At 45.0% G+C, this 18,516-nt stretch carries 11 protein-coding genes; 7 read left to right on the forward strand and 4 right to left on the reverse strand.

The annotated features are described in order from the left end of the window. The first annotated feature begins 158 nt into the window (after nt 1–158). Together hisS and BT112_RS16900 are read left to right on the forward strand one after the other, a co-directional pair. The gene (gene hisS / locus BT112_RS16895) at nt 159–1,532 is read left to right on the forward strand and encodes a histidine--tRNA ligase (RefSeq protein WP_072318580.1); all 1,374 of its coding nucleotides are present in this window, start codon (nt 159–161) and stop codon (nt 1,530–1,532) included. A 346-nt stretch (nt 1,533–1,878) separates the two neighbouring features. Then, nucleotides 1,879–2,484: a hypothetical protein gene (locus BT112_RS16900; RefSeq protein ID WP_072318581.1), complete on the forward strand. Its 606-nt coding sequence runs from the start codon at nt 1,879–1,881 to the stop codon at nt 2,482–2,484. Nucleotides 2,485–2,486: 2 nt separating this feature from the next. Here BT112_RS16900 and BT112_RS16905 read toward each other — a convergent pair whose 3' ends face one another. The 4 genes from BT112_RS16905 to BT112_RS16920 all read right to left on the reverse strand — a co-directional run bounded on the left by BT112_RS16905 (nt 2,487) and on the right by BT112_RS16920 (nt 8,844). Then, a complete protein-coding gene (locus tag BT112_RS16905; RefSeq protein WP_072318583.1) occupies nt 2,487–4,481 on the reverse strand; it encodes a tetratricopeptide repeat-containing sensor histidine kinase in 1,995 nt (664 codons plus the stop codon). Between the two features lie 320 nt (nt 4,482–4,801). Beyond that, nucleotides 4,802–5,764 carry a DUF6929 family protein gene (locus BT112_RS16910; protein ID WP_072318585.1) on the reverse strand — a complete coding sequence of 321 codons (963 nt, stop codon included), beginning with the start codon at nt 5,762–5,764 and terminating at the stop codon, nt 4,802–4,804. Between the two features lie 14 nt (nt 5,765–5,778). Next, a complete protein-coding gene (locus BT112_RS16915; RefSeq protein WP_072318586.1) occupies nt 5,779–8,004 on the reverse strand; it encodes an FUSC family protein in 2,226 nt (741 codons plus the stop codon). An 84-nt stretch (nt 8,005–8,088) separates the two neighbouring features. Next, nucleotides 8,089–8,844, reverse strand: coding sequence for an XRE family transcriptional regulator (locus BT112_RS16920; protein WP_072318588.1), 756 nt, complete (start codon nt 8,842–8,844; stop codon nt 8,089–8,091). Nucleotides 8,845–8,943: 99 nt separating this feature from the next. On the opposite strand from BT112_RS16920, the gene BT112_RS16925 reads away from it, so the two are divergent. From BT112_RS16925 to BT112_RS16945, 5 genes are all read left to right on the forward strand, one after another. Beyond that, a complete protein-coding gene (locus tag BT112_RS16925) occupies nt 8,944–10,158 on the forward strand; it encodes a DNA polymerase Y family protein (protein ID WP_072318589.1) in 1,215 nt (404 codons plus the stop codon). Next, the gene (locus BT112_RS16930) at nt 10,158–13,118 is read left to right on the forward strand and encodes a DNA polymerase III subunit alpha (RefSeq protein WP_072318591.1); all 2,961 of its coding nucleotides are present in this window, start codon (nt 10,158–10,160) and stop codon (nt 13,116–13,118) included. The genes BT112_RS16925 and BT112_RS16930 overlap by 1 nt, the downstream gene beginning before the upstream one ends. 258 nt (nt 13,119–13,376) lie before the next feature. Then, nucleotides 13,377–13,898 (forward strand): RNA polymerase sigma factor, encoded by a 522-nt coding sequence (locus BT112_RS16935; RefSeq protein WP_072318592.1) that lies wholly within the window; start codon nt 13,377–13,379, stop codon nt 13,896–13,898. A gap of 160 nt (nt 13,899–14,058) precedes the next feature. Then, on the forward strand, nt 14,059–15,036 hold the full coding sequence (locus tag BT112_RS16940; protein ID WP_072318594.1) for a FecR family protein: 978 nt from the start codon (nt 14,059–14,061) through the stop codon (nt 15,034–15,036). A 127-nt stretch (nt 15,037–15,163) separates the two neighbouring features. Continuing rightward, complete coding sequence (locus tag BT112_RS16945; RefSeq protein WP_072318596.1) at nt 15,164–18,508, forward strand: TonB-dependent receptor; 3,345 nt, start codon at nt 15,164–15,166, stop codon at nt 18,506–18,508. Nucleotides 18,509–18,516 lie beyond the last annotated feature (8 nt).

Genomic DNA, 18,516 nt, shown 5'->3' on the forward strand with positions numbered 1-18,516 from the left:
CTGGCAAACTTTGCCTGGGGGAACGCTGTTATATCATCAAAAAATTAAGATATTTGCCAGTGCTGAAATTCGTTTTATCCTCTTTTTTACAAGAAAAAAGGTCGCTTTTTGCATGACGGATTCAGCAGATCAATAAAAAAACATAACAAGACCATCCGATGGCACAAAAACCAGGTATACCTAAGGGTACGCGGGATTTTTCTCCCGAAGAAGTAGCCAAGAGAAATTATATTATTTCCGTGATCCGCAATCAGTTCGAACTTTTCGGGTTTCGTCCGATAGAAACGCCGAGTTTTGAGAATTCGTCGACTTTGATGGGAAAGTACGGTGAAGAAGGTGACCGGCTTATTTTTAAGATCCTTAATTCGGGGGATTTTCTGAAGAAAGTGGACGACAAGCTGTATGCGGAAAAGGACAGTGTAAAGCTTACGGGGAAGATCTCGGAAAAAGCGTTGCGCTATGATCTTACGGTACCCTTTGCGCGGTATGTCGTACAGCATCAGAACGAGATAGATTTTCCTTTTAAGAGATACCAGATACAGCCCGTATGGCGTGCAGATCGTCCGCAAAAGGGGCGTTTTCGTGAGTTTTATCAATGTGATGCGGACGTGGTCGGGTCCGGCTCGTTGTGGCAGGAAGTAGAATTCGTTCAGCTCTACGATACGGTTTTTACTGCTTTAGGATTGCGTGGAGTAACGATAAAAATGAATAACCGAAAGATACTCTCTGGTATTGCAGAAGTCATCGGTGCCAAAGATAAGCTTATTGATTTTACGGTTGCGCTGGACAAACTGGACAAGATCGGGGAAGAAGGGGTGAAGAAGGAGATGCAGGAAAAGGGAATTGCTCCGGAAGCTATAGCAAAGGTGCAGCCCTTATTTGAATTTAACGGAGACACTACGGAAAAACTCGATCGCCTGGCCACATTGTTGCAGACATCGGAAGAAGGTACCAAAGGTGTTGAAGAACTCCGTTTTATATGCGGCAGTATAACGGGAACAGGACTGCAAAGCGCAATACTGGATCTGGATGTCACCCTCGCCCGTGGGCTTAATTATTATACAGGTGCCATTTTTGAAGTTTCTGCTCCGGGAGTGGCTATGGGATCTATAGGTGGCGGAGGACGTTATGACGACCTTACTGGTATATTCGGACTGCAGGGGATCAGTGGTGTCGGGATATCTTTCGGACTGGACCGTATATACCTCGTTCTGGAGGAACTCGGACTTTTCCCGGAGACCGTTACGGCTACTTCCAGAGTTTTGTTTATCAATTTCGGAGAAGAGGAAGCTTTTTATAGTATAAAAGCTTTACAGATGCTGCGGAAGCAAGGTATCAAGGCAGAGCTCTATCCGGACAATGCCAAGATGAAAAAACAAATGCAATATGCCGACAAAAGAGGTATTCCGTTTACCGTGCTTGTAGGGGAGGAAGAAATGCAGAAGGAGCATTACACGCTTAAAAATATGCAGACAGGAGAGCAGCTTGCGGTTTCCCTGGATGCGCTCATCGAAAGACTATCGGGGGCATAGAGATAACTGCGAAAAAAGAAATAGCCATAAAACATAAGATCGGTTGATCTTGGTGTTCCTGGCTATTTCATTACCCCAAACATACTAAACTACCGTTTCATCCGGATATAAAAGATCCCTGTTATCCGGAGAATCGGCGTAGTGTGTCAAAGTTAGCCCGGAAGGAATATTTCCGAAATCCCTGATTTCCGGTATTTTGCTAACGCTGTTTTCTCAAGTGAAAAGCACGTTATTTAAGTTCGGGAATCAGGGAATGATTCTATCGGAAAAAACAGGTATAAATAGTGGTTTCCCGGGATTTCAGGAATACTGCCCCGTATTTACCTTTGACAAAAAATGAGCATATATGTACGATCAGTATAAGACAGATAGTTTTGACGGTATTACCCTTCAGGGGATTGCGAACGATTTGAGCGCTGCCGGCTGGAATGTAAAAACAGTTTGGAAAAAAGGAAACAGCAAGCGGGAAACGTATGGTGAAGGTGCAAATTTTTTTCAGCTGGAAAAGGACGGAAAATGGGTGTTGCGCCAGGTGAAAAACAAGGGCTTTGTGCGGATGGGTAAAATGAGTGCGGAGGAGGAGCGGTTATTTCTGAGTTTGTTGAAAAAGAATATGTTGTATTCCAAACCGGAATGGACACTCGGCCTTGTATTGACCATAGTATATGCTATTCTGATATTTTTTATCGGATCTTCCCGGGATATGGAATCTGTAGGGATCGTTCTCTTTGTATCGGCATTATGTCTCTTCGGTTTCCTCGGTCTGGCTTATATGCGATCGGAAGGAAAATTGTCGGCAGGACTATACCGGGTTTCCCTGGTTTTCGGGATTATAGGCTATGCGCTGACAGCGCTGTCCTCCTTGCTTTGTCTGCCCGTGATGAACAGCATTTTCCGGAATGCATTATACACGAAGGTCAAAGCTGTTAAAACCCAGGATATATTACCCTGATCCTAACCGACCATACATTGGATATTAACGGATGTTCCTGTTTCGGCCCCGGAGTGAATATCCATTTCTCCTTCGAGAAGTTCTACCCGGGCTTTAAGACTGGACATACCTAATCCGTTTGTATGGGTATCCGCTCCGGGATCAAAACCTATCCCGTTATCTTCCACGGTGAGGAACAGTTTTCCTTTGCGTTGCTGAAGCTGTACGAGAATCTGTGTGGCTGAGGCATGTTTCAGCGCATTATTGACCAATTCTTGAACGATGCGATATACGGTGACCTGTTTGTTTTTGGGTATGGATTCGCTCACATGAATCACCTGGCAGGTAATGGTCGGCCCGGACCTGGATACTTTGTTACAGAATTGTTTTACCGCTTCTCCCAGTCCCTGTATATTGAGCACCTGGGGCATCAGACTTTGCGCGATATTCCGGAGCTCATCGACGGCTTCGTCCATGTGCTTTACGGATCTGGATACGTTTTCGTTTGCCCGGTCGTTCTGTATATCCTTGACCGTATTGGAGAGGGAAAGTTTTATTCCCGACAGCAGCCCTCCCAGGCCATCGTGCAGGTCCTGAGCTATACGGCTCCGCTCGTGTTCTTCTCCGTTTATGGTCGCGTACAGGAGTGAGATTTTATGCTTTTGCTGCAAGGTGTCCATTTCCAGCTGGTGTACTCTTTTTTGCTGGGTGATGAGCGTTTTCCCTTTTTTATAATATTTGTAATATAAGATGGATATAGACAGTAAGCCGGCTACGGTAATCAGCAGGAGCCATATTCCCATCTGATTGCGTACCAGCCGTAATTCGGCGGCTTCCATCTCATATTGCAGATTGGCTATCTGTTTTTCTTTGTTGGCACTTTCGTATTGTACGTCGAGATCATGCAGTGTTTTGGTAAGCTCGACTTCGTTCAAACTATCGGCAACACTGATGTATTTCCTGAAATGGTTATAGGATTGCGGGTAATGTTTTAGTTGATATTCGATTTCTGCCAGTTTTTCGAGGGCGAGTAACTGAAAGTGAAAATCTTTGAGGTCGCTTCCTATCCGGTAATATTCTTCGGCATAAGCCAGTGCCTGTGTGTATTCCTTCTTTGCTTCACCGACCTGTACAAGTCCGAACAGGGCATTGGCCATATAATGCAGATTTTTGAATTTCCTGGCGAGCTTAAGGGCTTTGCGGTACATCACCCCTGATTCGGTATAATTTTTCTTCTTATAAGCCAGTTCTCCTTTGAGATAGTATAGTTGTGCCATCTGGTCTACGGTGTCCTTACTGGAAAATATGATATCTTCGGCCTTCCTGAGGTAGGTTTCCAGAGGTTTCAGACTGTCCATTTCGTTCAGACACAAGGCTATATCGAGATGTCCTGCCCCGGAATAGTAGTTTGTTTTATCTGAGTTTTCATGAGTTTTCAGAGCTTTGGTATAATATTCAAGGGCTTTGTCGTATTGCGCTTTATTGAAAAAAATGACCCCGAGGTTTCGGTAAGTGACCGAGAGATTGGTCGTGTCTTTGAGTTTTGTAAACAACGGAATGAGTTGAAGGTATTCTTCCTGTTGTTTGCGGATATCACCATGAACACCGTAAAGTGCGGCTGCATTCATACGGATAAGCCCGCTCAGCTTTTTTCCCTGTACAGAAGTGTCGGGAATAATGGTATTCCTGGCGGTATCCAGGTATTGCCGGGCTTCTTCGAAATGATACATATTGTAATAAAACCGTCCGAGATTGCCGTAGATCTTTGCGACAAGAATCGGTTGCTCGGGATTGGTCAATTCCAGTGCTTTACGGTAATATTCCCTGATTTTGATACTATCGCTCATGGGAAGCCTGTTGGCAATCAGCATCATTAGAGTGGCTTTCGTACTGTCCGTTTCGGCCCGGGCGAGGGCATGTCGCAGACTATCGGTTACGGAGAGCTCCTGGGAATAGGTGGAGACGGAAAAACAAAGGCTGCACCATAGCAGCAACAGTTTGGTAGTGTTGGGGTACATAGTATGTTGTTTGATCGAATAACAAACCTGAAAAATGTTTATGTAATAAACGGTATTCAGGATCGATTGGTATGACAATATCAATCGCAATACAATGACAGGATCACTTTAGCGTCTGAAAATAAGGAATATATCCATATCCTTATATACTTCCGCATACGGATCGTGTCTCTCCGGGGGGATTACAAAAATAGATTACTTTTTTCAGTGCCGCAACGTTTTACGTTTCGGTTTAGACAAATTGTGATGTTTTACCGTAATAATTCTGAAAAAAGCAGATTCCGTGAGGGTGTCGGGCCCGAAAACAGGCAAGAAATGTTTTACCAATGTATTAAAGCTTCCAGCAATTCCGAATTCCCGCTTGTATCATCATCGGTGACCAGGAGTATTTTCAGGTTTCTTCCGGATAGTTTTTCGAGGACCGAAACAGACTCTGCTTTGAGAAGCAACGGTTCGTTTGCCCCGTTGTTTTCGTACAGGGGGGTACACAAGGGCGTATAGCCGTTTTTCAGTTTTTCGCATGGAATAATGCCGGTGAAGCTTCCCAGGATTTTACCGTCATCATAAGCATTGGATGTATCTTCTACGGATGCCGTGAAAATCATCGTGTCCTGTCCGGGAACAAATGTGGCTCCGGAGAACCCCGCCTGTATACCGTTAATGGCAGGTAGTGTTATTTTGTAAATGCCGGGGCCGGGGTATTCCTGCCCGTTTTCGAAATAATCGAACAAGGCGGAAACCGGGTACTCCAGGATGATGTTTTGGCCCCGCAAAAAGAAAAATATCCGGTTGTCTTTTGCTGCGACACCTTCGATGTTAAGTACTGCTCCTTTACGGAGATGCTTTTTTCTTATGGTCTGATAGAACCGGGTGAGTGTATATGTTTTTGTGCGGTTGCCGTTTCCGATATCGACCTGTACCATGACATCCCGTTCGGGTGATTGCGAACCGGACCCGAAGAGGTATAGCTTGTCGCCGATGATTTCCATGGCTTCGAAATCCGGTTTGTCTTTTTTGGGGATAATTTCTCCCTTGGACAGTGTAGTGTAACGGAATACGGATATCCTGGAAACGGGCTGATAGTTCCGGCTGAACCGAAACAACCAGGGAGAATTGTCGCCGGTTATATACAGGTGATCCCGGGTAACAGCAGTACCTGATGCCGAGGGAACTCCGGGAAGTTCCTGCCGATGGATGACCTCGCATTGCAGCGAAGGGTCTGAGCATGCGGTGCACATGGAAAGGAGAATGAGCGCACGGATAACTGCAACTGGATTCCTCATATATTTTTATTTGTTTACTGTCTTTCCCTGATATCTTTTACTGCTTTTACGATATTTTCGGAGAGATTGGTGAGCCCGATCAGGTGTTCTATGATAAGCTGGCCTTCTTCCATTTTAAGCCTGAAATTTTCATTCTGTGTTCCGCCAGATTCCAGAATCTCCTTTTTCCGGATCTCTTTGAGTTCCGTAAAACGGAGTTTCAGCATTTCTTTGGTTTCTTTATCTACCGGGATATTTTGTTTTTCTTCCTTGAGCAATTCCATGGCGTTTTCCAGGTTGTTGATAATAGCCCCGGTAATAGCGTTGAAAGCTTCGGAGGCTTTGGTGGTTTTCCGCGATTGTATAAAACTTCCCATAGAGGCTGCAGAAGTCAATAGCGTATGGTTGAGTACCACCAACGCATAGTACTGTCCTAATTGTTTTTGTCTGGATTTCGGTTCCTGGGTCATACGCTGAAAGGAAGCCATGAGATTACCTATTTCTATAAAAGCATGTTTACGGGCAATGCGATAGGGCAGGGGGACTTCACCTTTCCGGTTATAAAACACCGATATTTCCCTGATATAATCCCGGGTGGCTTTTATGGAGTTTTCTAGGAAGGTAGGTAGGCTCAGAAATTCCCAGGAGGGCCATAAAAAATGATTGGCGGTGAAGGCCAGTGCGGTTCCTATAAGCGTATCTGCAATACGGAACAAAATAACGTCCTGTATATCCGGAGTGAGCATTCCGTAAACAAAGATGACATATAAAGTAATAAATGTGGCTCCTATGGAATAATTCCGCTGGATAAAGGAAAAGCCCAGCACCATACAGGTCATTGCCAGGATGCCGAGTACGGTACTGTTATGAACGACGGAAATGATACCGAAAGCGATGATCCCGCCTGCCAGTGTGCCTATCGTTCTGTGCACGGATCGCTGCTTGGTAAGTCCGTAGCCGGGACGCATTATCACAACTATGGTGAGCAGTATCCAGTACGTATTTTGTATGGGGAGTATGTTTCCTATCAGAAACCCGGCGAGTACAGTGAGTGTAAGCCGGAGCGAATGCCTGAATATGGTGGAGGAAAAACTCAGATTCTGGGTAATGGTAATGGGATTATAGTGTACGGGGGTAAGCAGTTTTTCGAGCTCTTTATCTTTGTGCTTCGGTTCCTGGGTATGCAGTGCATGGGTAAAGGTATATTCTACGACCTTGATTTTCTCTGCTTGTTTCTCTACATAATTAAACATGTTGATGAGCACGAGCACTTCGTCGGCAGTAGGTCTCCCGGAGGTATGGGTTTGTTTTTCGTAGCGGTCTATGGCTTTCCGAAAAGCTTCCAGGTCCTGGAAAGGGCGGTGTTTCCCGGTGTATTTTTTTCGGTTTTCGATGCTTTGTCCGAGCTCGTTCAGGAGTGCTGCAAGATTGTAGGCAAGGTGTTTATAAGCATTTAGGACGTATGGATGTTCTTGGAAAGTATGGTGTAATTTATTATGGTCAAAAGAGGTCGCCATGGCGAGCTCGAGAATTTCCACCAGTTCTATATGGGCTATGAGCAACCTTCGGTTCTGATTGGAGGAGCCTCCCTTGGTACGGTTTTTTATCAGGGTTTCCCGAAGTTTTTCATGAGTTTCATTGAGTTCTATCTGCAGGCTGAGCAGTTCTTCCGTTATTTTATTCCTGTCGGCACGGATATCCCATAGCGTTCCTCTCAGTTTAAGATATTTCGAAGTGAGTACGATGCATTCGGCCATACGGAGCTCGGCATACCTGTAAGGTCTGATATAATAGAATATCATGGAGATACACAAATAAAAGAGCCCTCCGCTGATCATCAGTCCCGCATGTTGCAGCAGGGCCCAGCCCGTATAACTATGGCTGAACGAGAGCGACATGGCAAGCAGACCCGAAAAAGATACGAGGGTCGCGCGCTGCCCATATACGGCTATCATGGAAAGGAAAAAAACCAGCGAGATCAGGACGGGATAAAATATCCAGGGGTTTATCGTAGCCAGACTGATAACTACGGTACTTCCCGTGGCGATCAGGTTGGAGGCCAGCATACCGTTTACCCTGTGACGAAGGTTACCGGGGATATCGCTGGAAAAGGTAAATAAGGCGCCCAGTGCTACTGTAAAACCAATACTGAAAAGGTTCAGGTAGGAGAACAGTATTACAGGGGTAGCAGCGGCTACGGTAACTTTTACGGCCCTAATAAAATCGGTACTTTCTAAGAATTTCTGAAGCTTGAGATCCATATTCCGTTTTGCTGGCTACAAAAATAAGGATAACGGGTATATTTATTAAGAAAATACGTTAATTTCGGTAGAGGCTGCTTCGGCTTATGATAGTTTTTCCCGGATTTCTTTCAGTTCGGACCTGATTTCATCGGCCCAGGCCCCAAGGTTGTCCTGAGGAGGGGCCAGTTGTCCGGATATTTTACTGACAACCTGCCATATTTCCCTGATCTCTCCGGGATGAGTTTCGATAGCCGGGTATTCCGGATTTATGGAGATGAGCCTGATTTTTTCTCCGGCTACGGCTATTTTTTTGACGACTACCGTATCGGCGAGTACCACGACATAGATCCGCCCGGGTTTGATGTCGGACAGTTTTTCTTCTGCGCGTGCAATGACCCATTCCCCGGAGTGCAGCACGGGATACATACTGTTACCTTCTACCTGGAAGCCGCGGTAGGAGGCATTCCGGTATTCGGGCAGGGGAAGGTCGAAAGCGGGCAGGGTTTCATACCATTCCGGATCCTGAAGGTTGTGCGGGTATCCTGCGGAGGCTTTGATATTGACCAATACGATATTTTCATTACCGGAAGAATTCAGCGTAACGGTTTTGGGCAGCACGCTTTTTGTTTCCGGGCGAAGGTGTTTTTGTTCGCTTTTACCGAAGAGCCATAGCGGGTTGATACCGAAATGTTCGAGTAAAGCGGCAACCACTTCTCCCGAAATCCGGGTTTTTCCCCTTTCGATATCGGCTGTGGAGTTTTTGATTCCCAGAACTTCAGCAAAAGCCTGCTGCGTCATGTCGAACTCCTGTCGAAGCATTTTAAAACGCTTTATTTCGGTATTCAAGTTTTTAGACATAAGGCAAATGTAGGGTTAATTTGGAAAAATTATGGAAATATTTGGAATATTTCCTTTTATTTGGAAAAATTCCATACTTTTGGAGAAATTCCTGAGTGTATGGACCGGACGATTTTACATTTGGATCTGGATACGTTTTTCGTATCTGTGGAGCGATTGCTGGACAGTCGTCTCCATGGACGCCCCTTACTTGTGGGAGGTCTCAGTGACCGGGGTGTGGTAGCTGCCTGCAGTTATGAGACCCGTTCCTTCGGGATACACAGCGGCATGCCCATGAAAATGGCGAGAGCGTTGTGCCCCGGTGCTACGGTTATCAAAGGTGATGCCGCCACATATACCAGGTATTCCGAGGGAGTCACCGACCTGATCCGGGAAAATGTACCGTTGTTTGAAAAATCCAGTATAGATGAATTTTATGCGGATCTTTCGGGCATGGACCGTTTTTTCGGAGCCTATCGCTATGCTTCCGAGCTCCGGCAGAAAATTATCCGCGAAACCGGTTTGCCGATATCTTTCGGGCTTTCTGTAAACAAGGTAGTATCCAAGGTTGCTACGAATGAAGCCAAGCCCAATAACCAGATATGTATAGAACTCGGACGGGAAAAACCTTTTTTGGCCCCATTATCCATCAGGAAACTTCCCATGATCGGTGACAAGACCTATCTGACGCTGCGAAACCTTGGCATCAGACAGTTAGGAACCTTGCAGGAGATACCGGGGGAGATGCTGTATCGTGTGCTTGGCCGTAACGGACTGACCATCCGGGAACGGGCAAACGGTATAGATACTACCCCGGTAATTCCTTTTTCGGAACGAAAATCCATATCTGCGGAGCGTACTTTTGACCGGGATACCATAGATGTGGAACGCTTGCGTTCACTGCTTACCGCCATGACAGAAAACCTGGCTTTTCAATTGCGCCGGGGAGAGAAACTAACAGCCTGTGTCAGTGTTAAGATCCGTTATTCGGATTTTCAGACGCACTCCAGGCAGATAAAAATACCATATACCAGTGCCGACCATATTCTCATTCCTCATATCCTGGAATTGTTCCGGCAGTTATACAACCGGAGATTGCTTGTTCGCCTGATCGGGATAAAGTTCAGTCACCTGGTACACGGTAGTTATCAGATCAATCTTTTCGAAGATACCGAAGAAACCATACGACTGTATCAGGCTATGGATAAGATCCGACTGCGGTACGGAGACCGCAGCATAACCCGGGCTTCGTCCCTGGGTGTAAAGACCATAGGGAGAATGACTAACCCTTTTAACGGACAACCCCCAATCATTTTAGCACATAGAAAGCAATAATGTATTTAAACTGCCACACCTATTACAGTATGCGTTTCGGTACTTTTTCCGAAACAGAACTCCTGGAACTGGCCAGGGAAAACCACATTACACAACTTGGACTTACGGATATCAACAACACTTCGGCCTGTCTCAATTTTATCCGGAAGGCAGAACAGGCCGGAATAAAGCCTATTGTAGGGGTGGACTTCCGCAACGGTACGGATCAGCAGTTTGTGGGGATCGCCGGTACTAATGAAGGCTATATGGCACTTAACAGCTTTTTGTCGGACCATCTGCACGAAGAAAAGGACTTTCCGAAGCGCGCGCCTGTTATTCCGGGGGCCTTTATCATATATCCGCTGGAAAAGATAGCAGAAATCGGCCCGGAGGAACTCCGGGAAGACGAATATATCGGCATATCCGTACGGGACCTGCGAAAGCTGCCTTTGTCTCCATACCGTTACAAGACAGACAAATTGGTTGTGCTGCAACCCGTAACCTTCCGGAGCAAGAGCGATTTTAATGCGCACAGGCTGCTTCGGGCCATTGCGAATAACACCCTGTTAAGCAAACTGGATGCAGGGGAAACAGCTTCCGAAGATGAAAAAATGTATCCTGCGGAGAATCTGTATAACGCTTTCGGCGAATACCGGTTTATCCTGGAAAATACCGTAAGCCTGATGACAAGGTGCTGCGTATCTTTTGATTTCTCGGCAGCCAAACAAAGTAGGAATCAGCAAACCTATACGGGGAATAAGCAAAAAGATGAAGCTTACTTGCTGGAGCTTTGTATGAATAACATCGGCTATCGTTATCCCGATGATCAGAAAATGGCCCTGGAACGTCTGTACCGGGAACTGGAACTGATCAGACAAAAAGATTTCATCTCGTATTTCCTGATCAATTACGATATTGTGGCGTATGCCCGAAGCAAGGGATATTTCCACGTAGGAAGGGGAAGCGGAGCTAACAGTATTATTGCGTATTTGCTGGGAATTACGGATGTGGATCCTTTGGAACTCGACCTTTATTTTGAACGTTTTATCAATCTTTTCCGGAGTACCCCACCCGATTTCGATATCGATTTCTCTTGGCGTGACCGGGATGATGTTACACGCTATATTTTTGATCGATTTCCCCATGTAGCCCTGCTGGGGACGTATGTAACCTTTAATTATAAAGGGGTGGTACGGGAACTGGGAAAGGTATTCGGGTTACCCAAAGAGGAAATCGACCGCCTCAGTGCGGGGAATTATCACAGTTATGAGCTCGATGAACCTTCCCGGCTCGTGCTTAAATACGGTAAACTTCTCGAAGGAATGCCCAATTATATCAGTGTACATGCCAGTGGTATTCTTATCAGTGAGGTGCCGTTGCATACGTTTTCGGCTACTTTTTTACCTCCTAAAGGGTATGCTACAGTACAGTTTGACATGCATATCGCAGAAGATGTAGGGCTGTATAAATTTGATATTCTCGGTCAGCGCGGACTGGCCAAAATCAAAGAGACCCTGGAAATCATAGGATATAACCGTCCTGAAGTCCAACGTCCGGATATCCATGATGTCAATCGTTTTAAAAAAGACGACAGGATACACAGTATGCTGGAAAGTGCACAATGTATGGGATGTTTTTATGTCGAGTCGCCGGCCATGCGGATGCTGCTTCAAAAATTACAGGTGGATAATTACCTCGGACTGGTCGCAGCCAGTTCTATTATCCGGCCGGGAGTAGCCAAGAGCGGTATGATGCGCGAATATATATTGAGGCACCAGGACCCGGACCGGGTGAAGCAGGCACACCCGGTATTGCTCAAGATCATGCCGGAGACTTACGGGGTAATGGTGTACCAGGAAGACGTGATCAAAGTAGCACACCATTTTGCGGGGCTCTCCCTAGCCGAAGCCGATGTTTTACGAAGGGGAATGAGCGGAAAGTTCCGGTCGAGGGCCGAATTTCAGGAAGTAGAAGAAAGGTTTGTGGCAAATTGCAGGCAGAAAGGCTATGAAGATCACCTTATTTTGGAAGTCTGGAAACAGATCGAAAGTTTTGCGGGCTATGCTTTTGCAAAAGGGCATTCGGCCTCTTACGCGATAGAGAGTTATCAAAGCCTGTTTTTGAGGGCGTACTATCCCCTGGAGTTTATGGTAGCCGTACTCAATAACGGTGGAGGTTTTTATCGTCCGGAGATCTATATTCACGAAGCCCGGATGCTCGGAGCCACCATACATGTGCCCTGTATGAATTACAGCCGTATGGAAAACAGGATATCGGGAAAAAATATCTACCTCGGGTTCGGATACCTCAAAGACCTCGAAGACCGGGTCTGTCATCGTATCTTACAGGAAAGAGATGAAAACGGTGCTTTTGTTTCGCTGGAAGACTTTATGGACCGGGTTTATGTAGGAATGGAGCAACTTGCTATACTGATACGGATCGGGGCATTTCGTTTTACAGGTGTCGATAAATATGAGTTGTTGTGGCAGGCACATTTGAGACAAGGTGTTGTGCCCGGCGAGGAAGAACAATACCGGTTGTTCCGGACGCAGCAAAAAGAGTTTGCAATCCCCGTACTGCAAACGAGCAAACCGGAAGCGGCCTTTGATCAGCTCGAACTTCTCGGGTTTTGCCTGTGCAGCCCGTTCGATCTGCTACAGGAAACCCCCAGGAGCAATAAGGGAGCACAGGACCTGAAGTACACCGAGGGAAAATATATCGATATCTACGGTTATCTCGTTGCTGTGAAAAAGACCAGAACACATCGGGGAGACGAAATGTTTTTCGGAACTTTTATAGATCATTACGGAGAGGTATTTGACGTGGTTATTTTTCCTCCCGTAGCCAGGAAAAATAAATTTTACGGGAAAGGGATATACCGTATGTACGGAAAAGTAGTTAACGAATTCGGTTTCTTAAGTATTGAAGTAGTGAAAATGAGAAAAGAAGATTACATCCGGGATCCGAGGTTCGAAAGTTAGAACCCCGGGGTGCAGGTGAAAATATAAAAATGAAAATAAGGTTAAGAATCTGTAAAAAATCAGGCAAGTCAATACTATTGATATTCCTTTTTTTTCTGGTCGTATTACAGAAAACCGTATGATCTTTCCGGTTTCCGATACGTATATTGAATAGTATAACTATTTGTTTATGAGTGCTAAATGGTAACATTGTATTAACACTTACCGAACGAAAAGACTGGATTATATGTCTAATTTAGAGCTGCAATTTCACTATAAATGACAGCCGGAAGCGATATATTTTTCAAAAATCTTTTTGAGAGTACTCATGGTAAAGCTTTTAATTTTATAAAAGCTCTGAGTAAAGACGAAAATATAGCAAGGGAAGTTGTTCAGACCTCTTTTATAAAGATATGGAAGCATATCGGTAAATACCGGAATCATCCGAATCCGGAAGCTCTGGTCTATGTCACCGTAAAAAATGCGTTTCTGGATGAAATGCGTAAACAGAACAGGATTAATGCTATACTGACCTCTATCGAAGAGAACAGTCATCTTCAATATACTATTGCCGATACGGTAGAAGATGTGGCGATCCGCGGGGAAGCTTTTACCGCAGTCAACCGGGCTTTGGATAAATTACCACAACGATTACAGCATATTTATACTTTATACCAGTTTGAGGAACTGACCCCGTTGGAAATTGCCGATACCTTACAACTCTCCGTGACTACGATCAGGACGAATATAGAAACTGCAAAACTGTTTCTCAGGAAAGAATTACGCAAGTACCGTTATTAGGCTTCCCTTATTTTATTCGGAGAGGAGGTATTTGCTCCGAATGTTGTTTCTCCCGGTAGCCCGGATATTTTTTCATCTTAACATTAACTTTATTTCGTCATAACCTTAATTTCATTTCCCTGGGCGCTTTCCGTCGTTCTACAAGTGAACAGAGCACGTTATGGATCCGAAATTATTAGAAAAATACTGGCAGGGCAAATGTTCTGTCACGGAATTAAAAACGATTGAGCGGTTTCTGCTTGAACATGAACCGGAGACCGATGATGTATTACAAACAGAATGGACCCGGTCTTCTGCCCGGATTCCTGCTGCGGAATCGGAACATATCAGGGAAGCAGTATTTAATCCGGTAAAAATACATCCGGTTTATGCAAAACGTACTTTCCCTGGAAAATCCTGGCTTGTAGCTGCTTCTTTACTGATATTGTTATCTGTGGGAAGCTTGTTTTATCACTTTGATTTTTCGGGGAATGAAGAATGGACTATCATTAATAACATCCGGGATACGGTCAAAAAAATTGAATTGAACGATGGAACAGAGATATGGCTGAAACCCGGGTCTTCTATCCGGTATACCAGTACTTTTGGTGATCGTGAACGGCATATAAAGTTGCGGGGAGAGGCTTATTTTGATGTAACCAGGGATACGGCCAGGCCTTTTCGTGTACAAACCGGTAATATTACCACTAAGGTGCTCGGTACCATGTTTAATATCAAGGCATATGAATTTGAGGAAAAAATACAGATCGTACTTACCGAAGGGTCCGTTCAGGTATTGTGGAACGATGAAAAAACAGAACGGGAAATAGCACAAATGCGCCCCGGAGAGCTACTGAATTTTGACAGGATCAATAATAATGCCGGGATAAGTCTCATAAAGAACAGCGGAGAAGATCTGTACAAAGGAGATCAACTGATTTTTCACCAGGCAACGTTGAAAGAAGCATTGACCAGAATATCCCGTATTCATCATCTTGAGATCGATATGAGTACGTTGTCCGAAGCAGATAAAGAAAAACACGTTTCCGGAGTCTTTCACCACACGACACCCCCCGATGCCATACGAAGAATATTATTTATACATCACATGATACTGGAGCAGAAAGACGGTGTGTTCCGGATTAAAAAAACAGACTGAACAATACAGGAAAAAAGCGTTGCTACCCACAACGCTTTTCAGAATGGTATGCAAGAATTTTAATAAAACGATCGATCGGAAAATCAAAATCAATAATTATTAACTAATCTATACATACGTATAATACATGAGAGCCAAAATTAAGGAATACTGCTTAATTCCGAGCAGGTATTCAGGAAAAGTATGCCTTTTATTTTTCTTAATCCTAAGTATCCAAACTACCCGTAGTAATCATTTTGAAGTCCAGCAATCCGGACAAAGTCTTAAAGCGTTTATAGAAAAACTCATAGAAGAGACTCCGTACAGTTTTTTATTTGACGAGTCCCAGCTCGGCAACGTTATCTTAATCAGGCCTGTGGAGATCCGGGACAGGGCTATACGCGATATTCTGGCCGACGTAAACAGGCAGATACCCATAGAGTACAATATAGAAGGGAAGAATATTTCTATCCGGACCCGGGACCGGCAGCGGCAAAAAACAGGACGATTGAACGGTCATGTCTACGATGATCGGCAGGTACCTCTTCCGGGAGCCAATATCATTATCGAAAACAAAGGAACGGGAATCTCTACGGGTTTTGACGGTGATTACGACTTACTGTTGCCCACCGGGGTGTACACGGTAAGGATCAGTTATATATCATTTAAAACCCAGGAGGTAACCGGTGTGGTTATTACCCCAGGTAATACGACTACTCTTGATGTCATACTGGAACCTGCCAGTGAGGCACTTCAGGAAGTTGTTGTCACCGCACAATACGACCGCCGTGTTAACAATGTTGCTGCGTTGAATACCATACGTAAAAATGAAGTTACTGCTATAGACGGGATAACTGCAGCACAGATAGCACGCACCCCGGATAATGACGTAGCCCAGGTATTGACCAGAGTGACCGGGCTTCATGTACAGGATAATAAATATGTGGTGGTTCGCGGGGTGTCGGAACGGTATAATAATGTGGCGATGAACAATGCCTTGATGCCCAGTACGGAAGCTAACAGGAGAAATTATGCTTTTGATATCATTCCCAGTAATCTCATAGAAAGTGTGATTGTACATAAAACGGCCAGTCCTGAACTGCCGGGAGAGTTTACCGGCGGATACGTAAATATCAATACGCTGGAAATTCCGAATAAAAATTTCTTAACTCTCGAGGTAGGAACGGGAGGTAACGAGAATACGTTTAATGATTTTTATTCGTTGCCCCGCTACAAAAATGATTACCTCGGGCTGATGACGTCCGGGAGTAAACTTCCGGCACTTGCCGGTGAACTTTCCAACAATGCTGATTTTTCACCGGAAACCTTATTGCCCCTTTCCAAACAAATGCCGGGCAATAACCGCTTTCGCCTGAATAGATACACGCAACAACCTACCCAGAATTACGCACTTGGTGTGGGGAAAGTCATTCGCCTGTCCGATGATAACCGGTTGGGAATGACTGCGGCACTGACTTACCGGAACGAGCAATCGAAACAGGGCTATTATGAAGAAACCCAGGGGACGCGGGAAATCGTAGGAGGAGATCGTTATAATTTTCTCAGCAGAACAGGAGGAATTTTTAATATAACATACGCTTTCGGGACGCAGAAAATCAGCCTGAAAAATACTTTTTATCAAAAACTGGAAACGGAAAATACTGTTTATAATGGGATTAACCTTTACGTAGGACAGCCAAAAACAGGGATTACGGAAGAGCGGGTAGTCAATAGTTTCGGGCAGAGTGTACTGAACGGCGAGCATACCACGGATGCTCCTAATGCATATAAATTCAAGTGGAATATCGGAATAGCCAATTACACCCGCAACCAGCCCAATAACCTTCAGATTGAAGGCGTCAATGAAAATTTGTTCTATGATTCCGCTGACCGGGAACTGATTGCACAGGAATTCCGAAAGTCCCATCCGCCGTACCAGTACGTGAAATTCAGGACCCTGGATGATCCGCTCTACGATTATTACAGTAAATATCAGGAAAAACGCTATACCATGGGATTCAACCTGGAATTGCCCCTTTCTGTAACCCATAGTAAAAACAAGCTGGTTACGGGATATTCGGGAAGTATCCGGGATGTGGACTTCGATCAGTCCAGGTATGCCGTGCTGGCTTATGGAGAATGGGCCGCGCGGAGAGACGAGTTTGTAGGTTTACCGCTCTATGAGGTCATAAACCAGGAGGCTTTCGATAACGAGTATCTGTATTATCGTCCGATATCTTCCGGATCTGATGCATCGGTGAAAGGATTCAGTAACGGGTTTAAAGGTACCCAGGGATTACATGCTGTTTTCCTGATGCTGGACACTTACTTTACCGGGAAACTTCATTTTTCAGGGGGGGTACGCCTGGAAGACAATACGATGAAAACCGAAACAGGGATCAGGACATTAGATGATGTGGACGGAGCAGGAATTGATAACAGCACGGAAACGGATGCTTATACTTTTCGGAGAACAAATTTCCTGCCCTCAGCCAACCTGATCTATGAACTTACCCCTAAAATGAACCTTCGTACCGGGTATTTTATGTCGCTGGCCAGACCCGAATTTACCGAATTGGGCAATTACAGTTATTTCGATTATAACCTGAGAACCCTGATACTATCCGGGTATAGTCTGGTTAGTGGCGGAGAAGAAAAACTCCTGGAACAAACAACGATAGATAACCTGGAGTTACGGTGGGAATATTATCCTACGGCCAATGAATCTTTTTCCGTTGCAGGGTTTTACAAGAGTTTTGACAAACCCATAGAACTTCAGGTTCTTCAATCCGCCCAAAATGTTACGACTGCACTAAAAGCCGGATATTTTAACCTCGACAGGGCAACCAATTACGGGGTAGAGATAGATTTCAGAAAATCTTTCGGGTTTTTGCAAACCACTTTCGGGGAAAATCTTTACCTGTTTGGTAACGCGTCTTTTATATGGTCTAAGATTTATTACGACAGGGAGGATGTTCCTGTAGACACAGGAGAGACCGATGAGGAAGGTAATCCTGTTTACAGAGAAGCGGTAGTAGAGGACAACAGACCACTTTATGGGCAATCGCCCTATATCATTAACGGGGGGTTGCAGTATACGGGTAAACACTTTGGTCTTACCGCTACGTACAATCGGGTTGGTCCCCGGATTATTCTCCCTGCCGGAGAACCGTTTTATGACGAATATGAAAAACCGAGAAATGTGTTGGACCTTCAGTTTCGTTATGCTTTTCTCAAAGAAAACCGTGCAGAGATCCGGTTGAACCTTGCGGATATACTCAATGATCCGGTTATACGATACATGAATAATATCGATTCGGAAACGAAAAATCCCAGAGTGGATTATGTGGAGAATTCCGATGACGGAGGACGCAAACTTGCCGTACCGCAACACGATCCCAGCGGAAAAAGTTACGATTCGCGTTACGACCTGGTTCGGCGCAGGTACGATCGGTTAAGAAGCTTCAATATTACATTCAAGTACACTTTTTAAAGCCTATT

The organism is Sinomicrobium oceani, assembly GCF_900119185.1.
GTDB classification, from domain to species: Bacteria; Bacteroidota; Bacteroidia; order Flavobacteriales; family Flavobacteriaceae; genus Sinomicrobium; species Sinomicrobium oceani.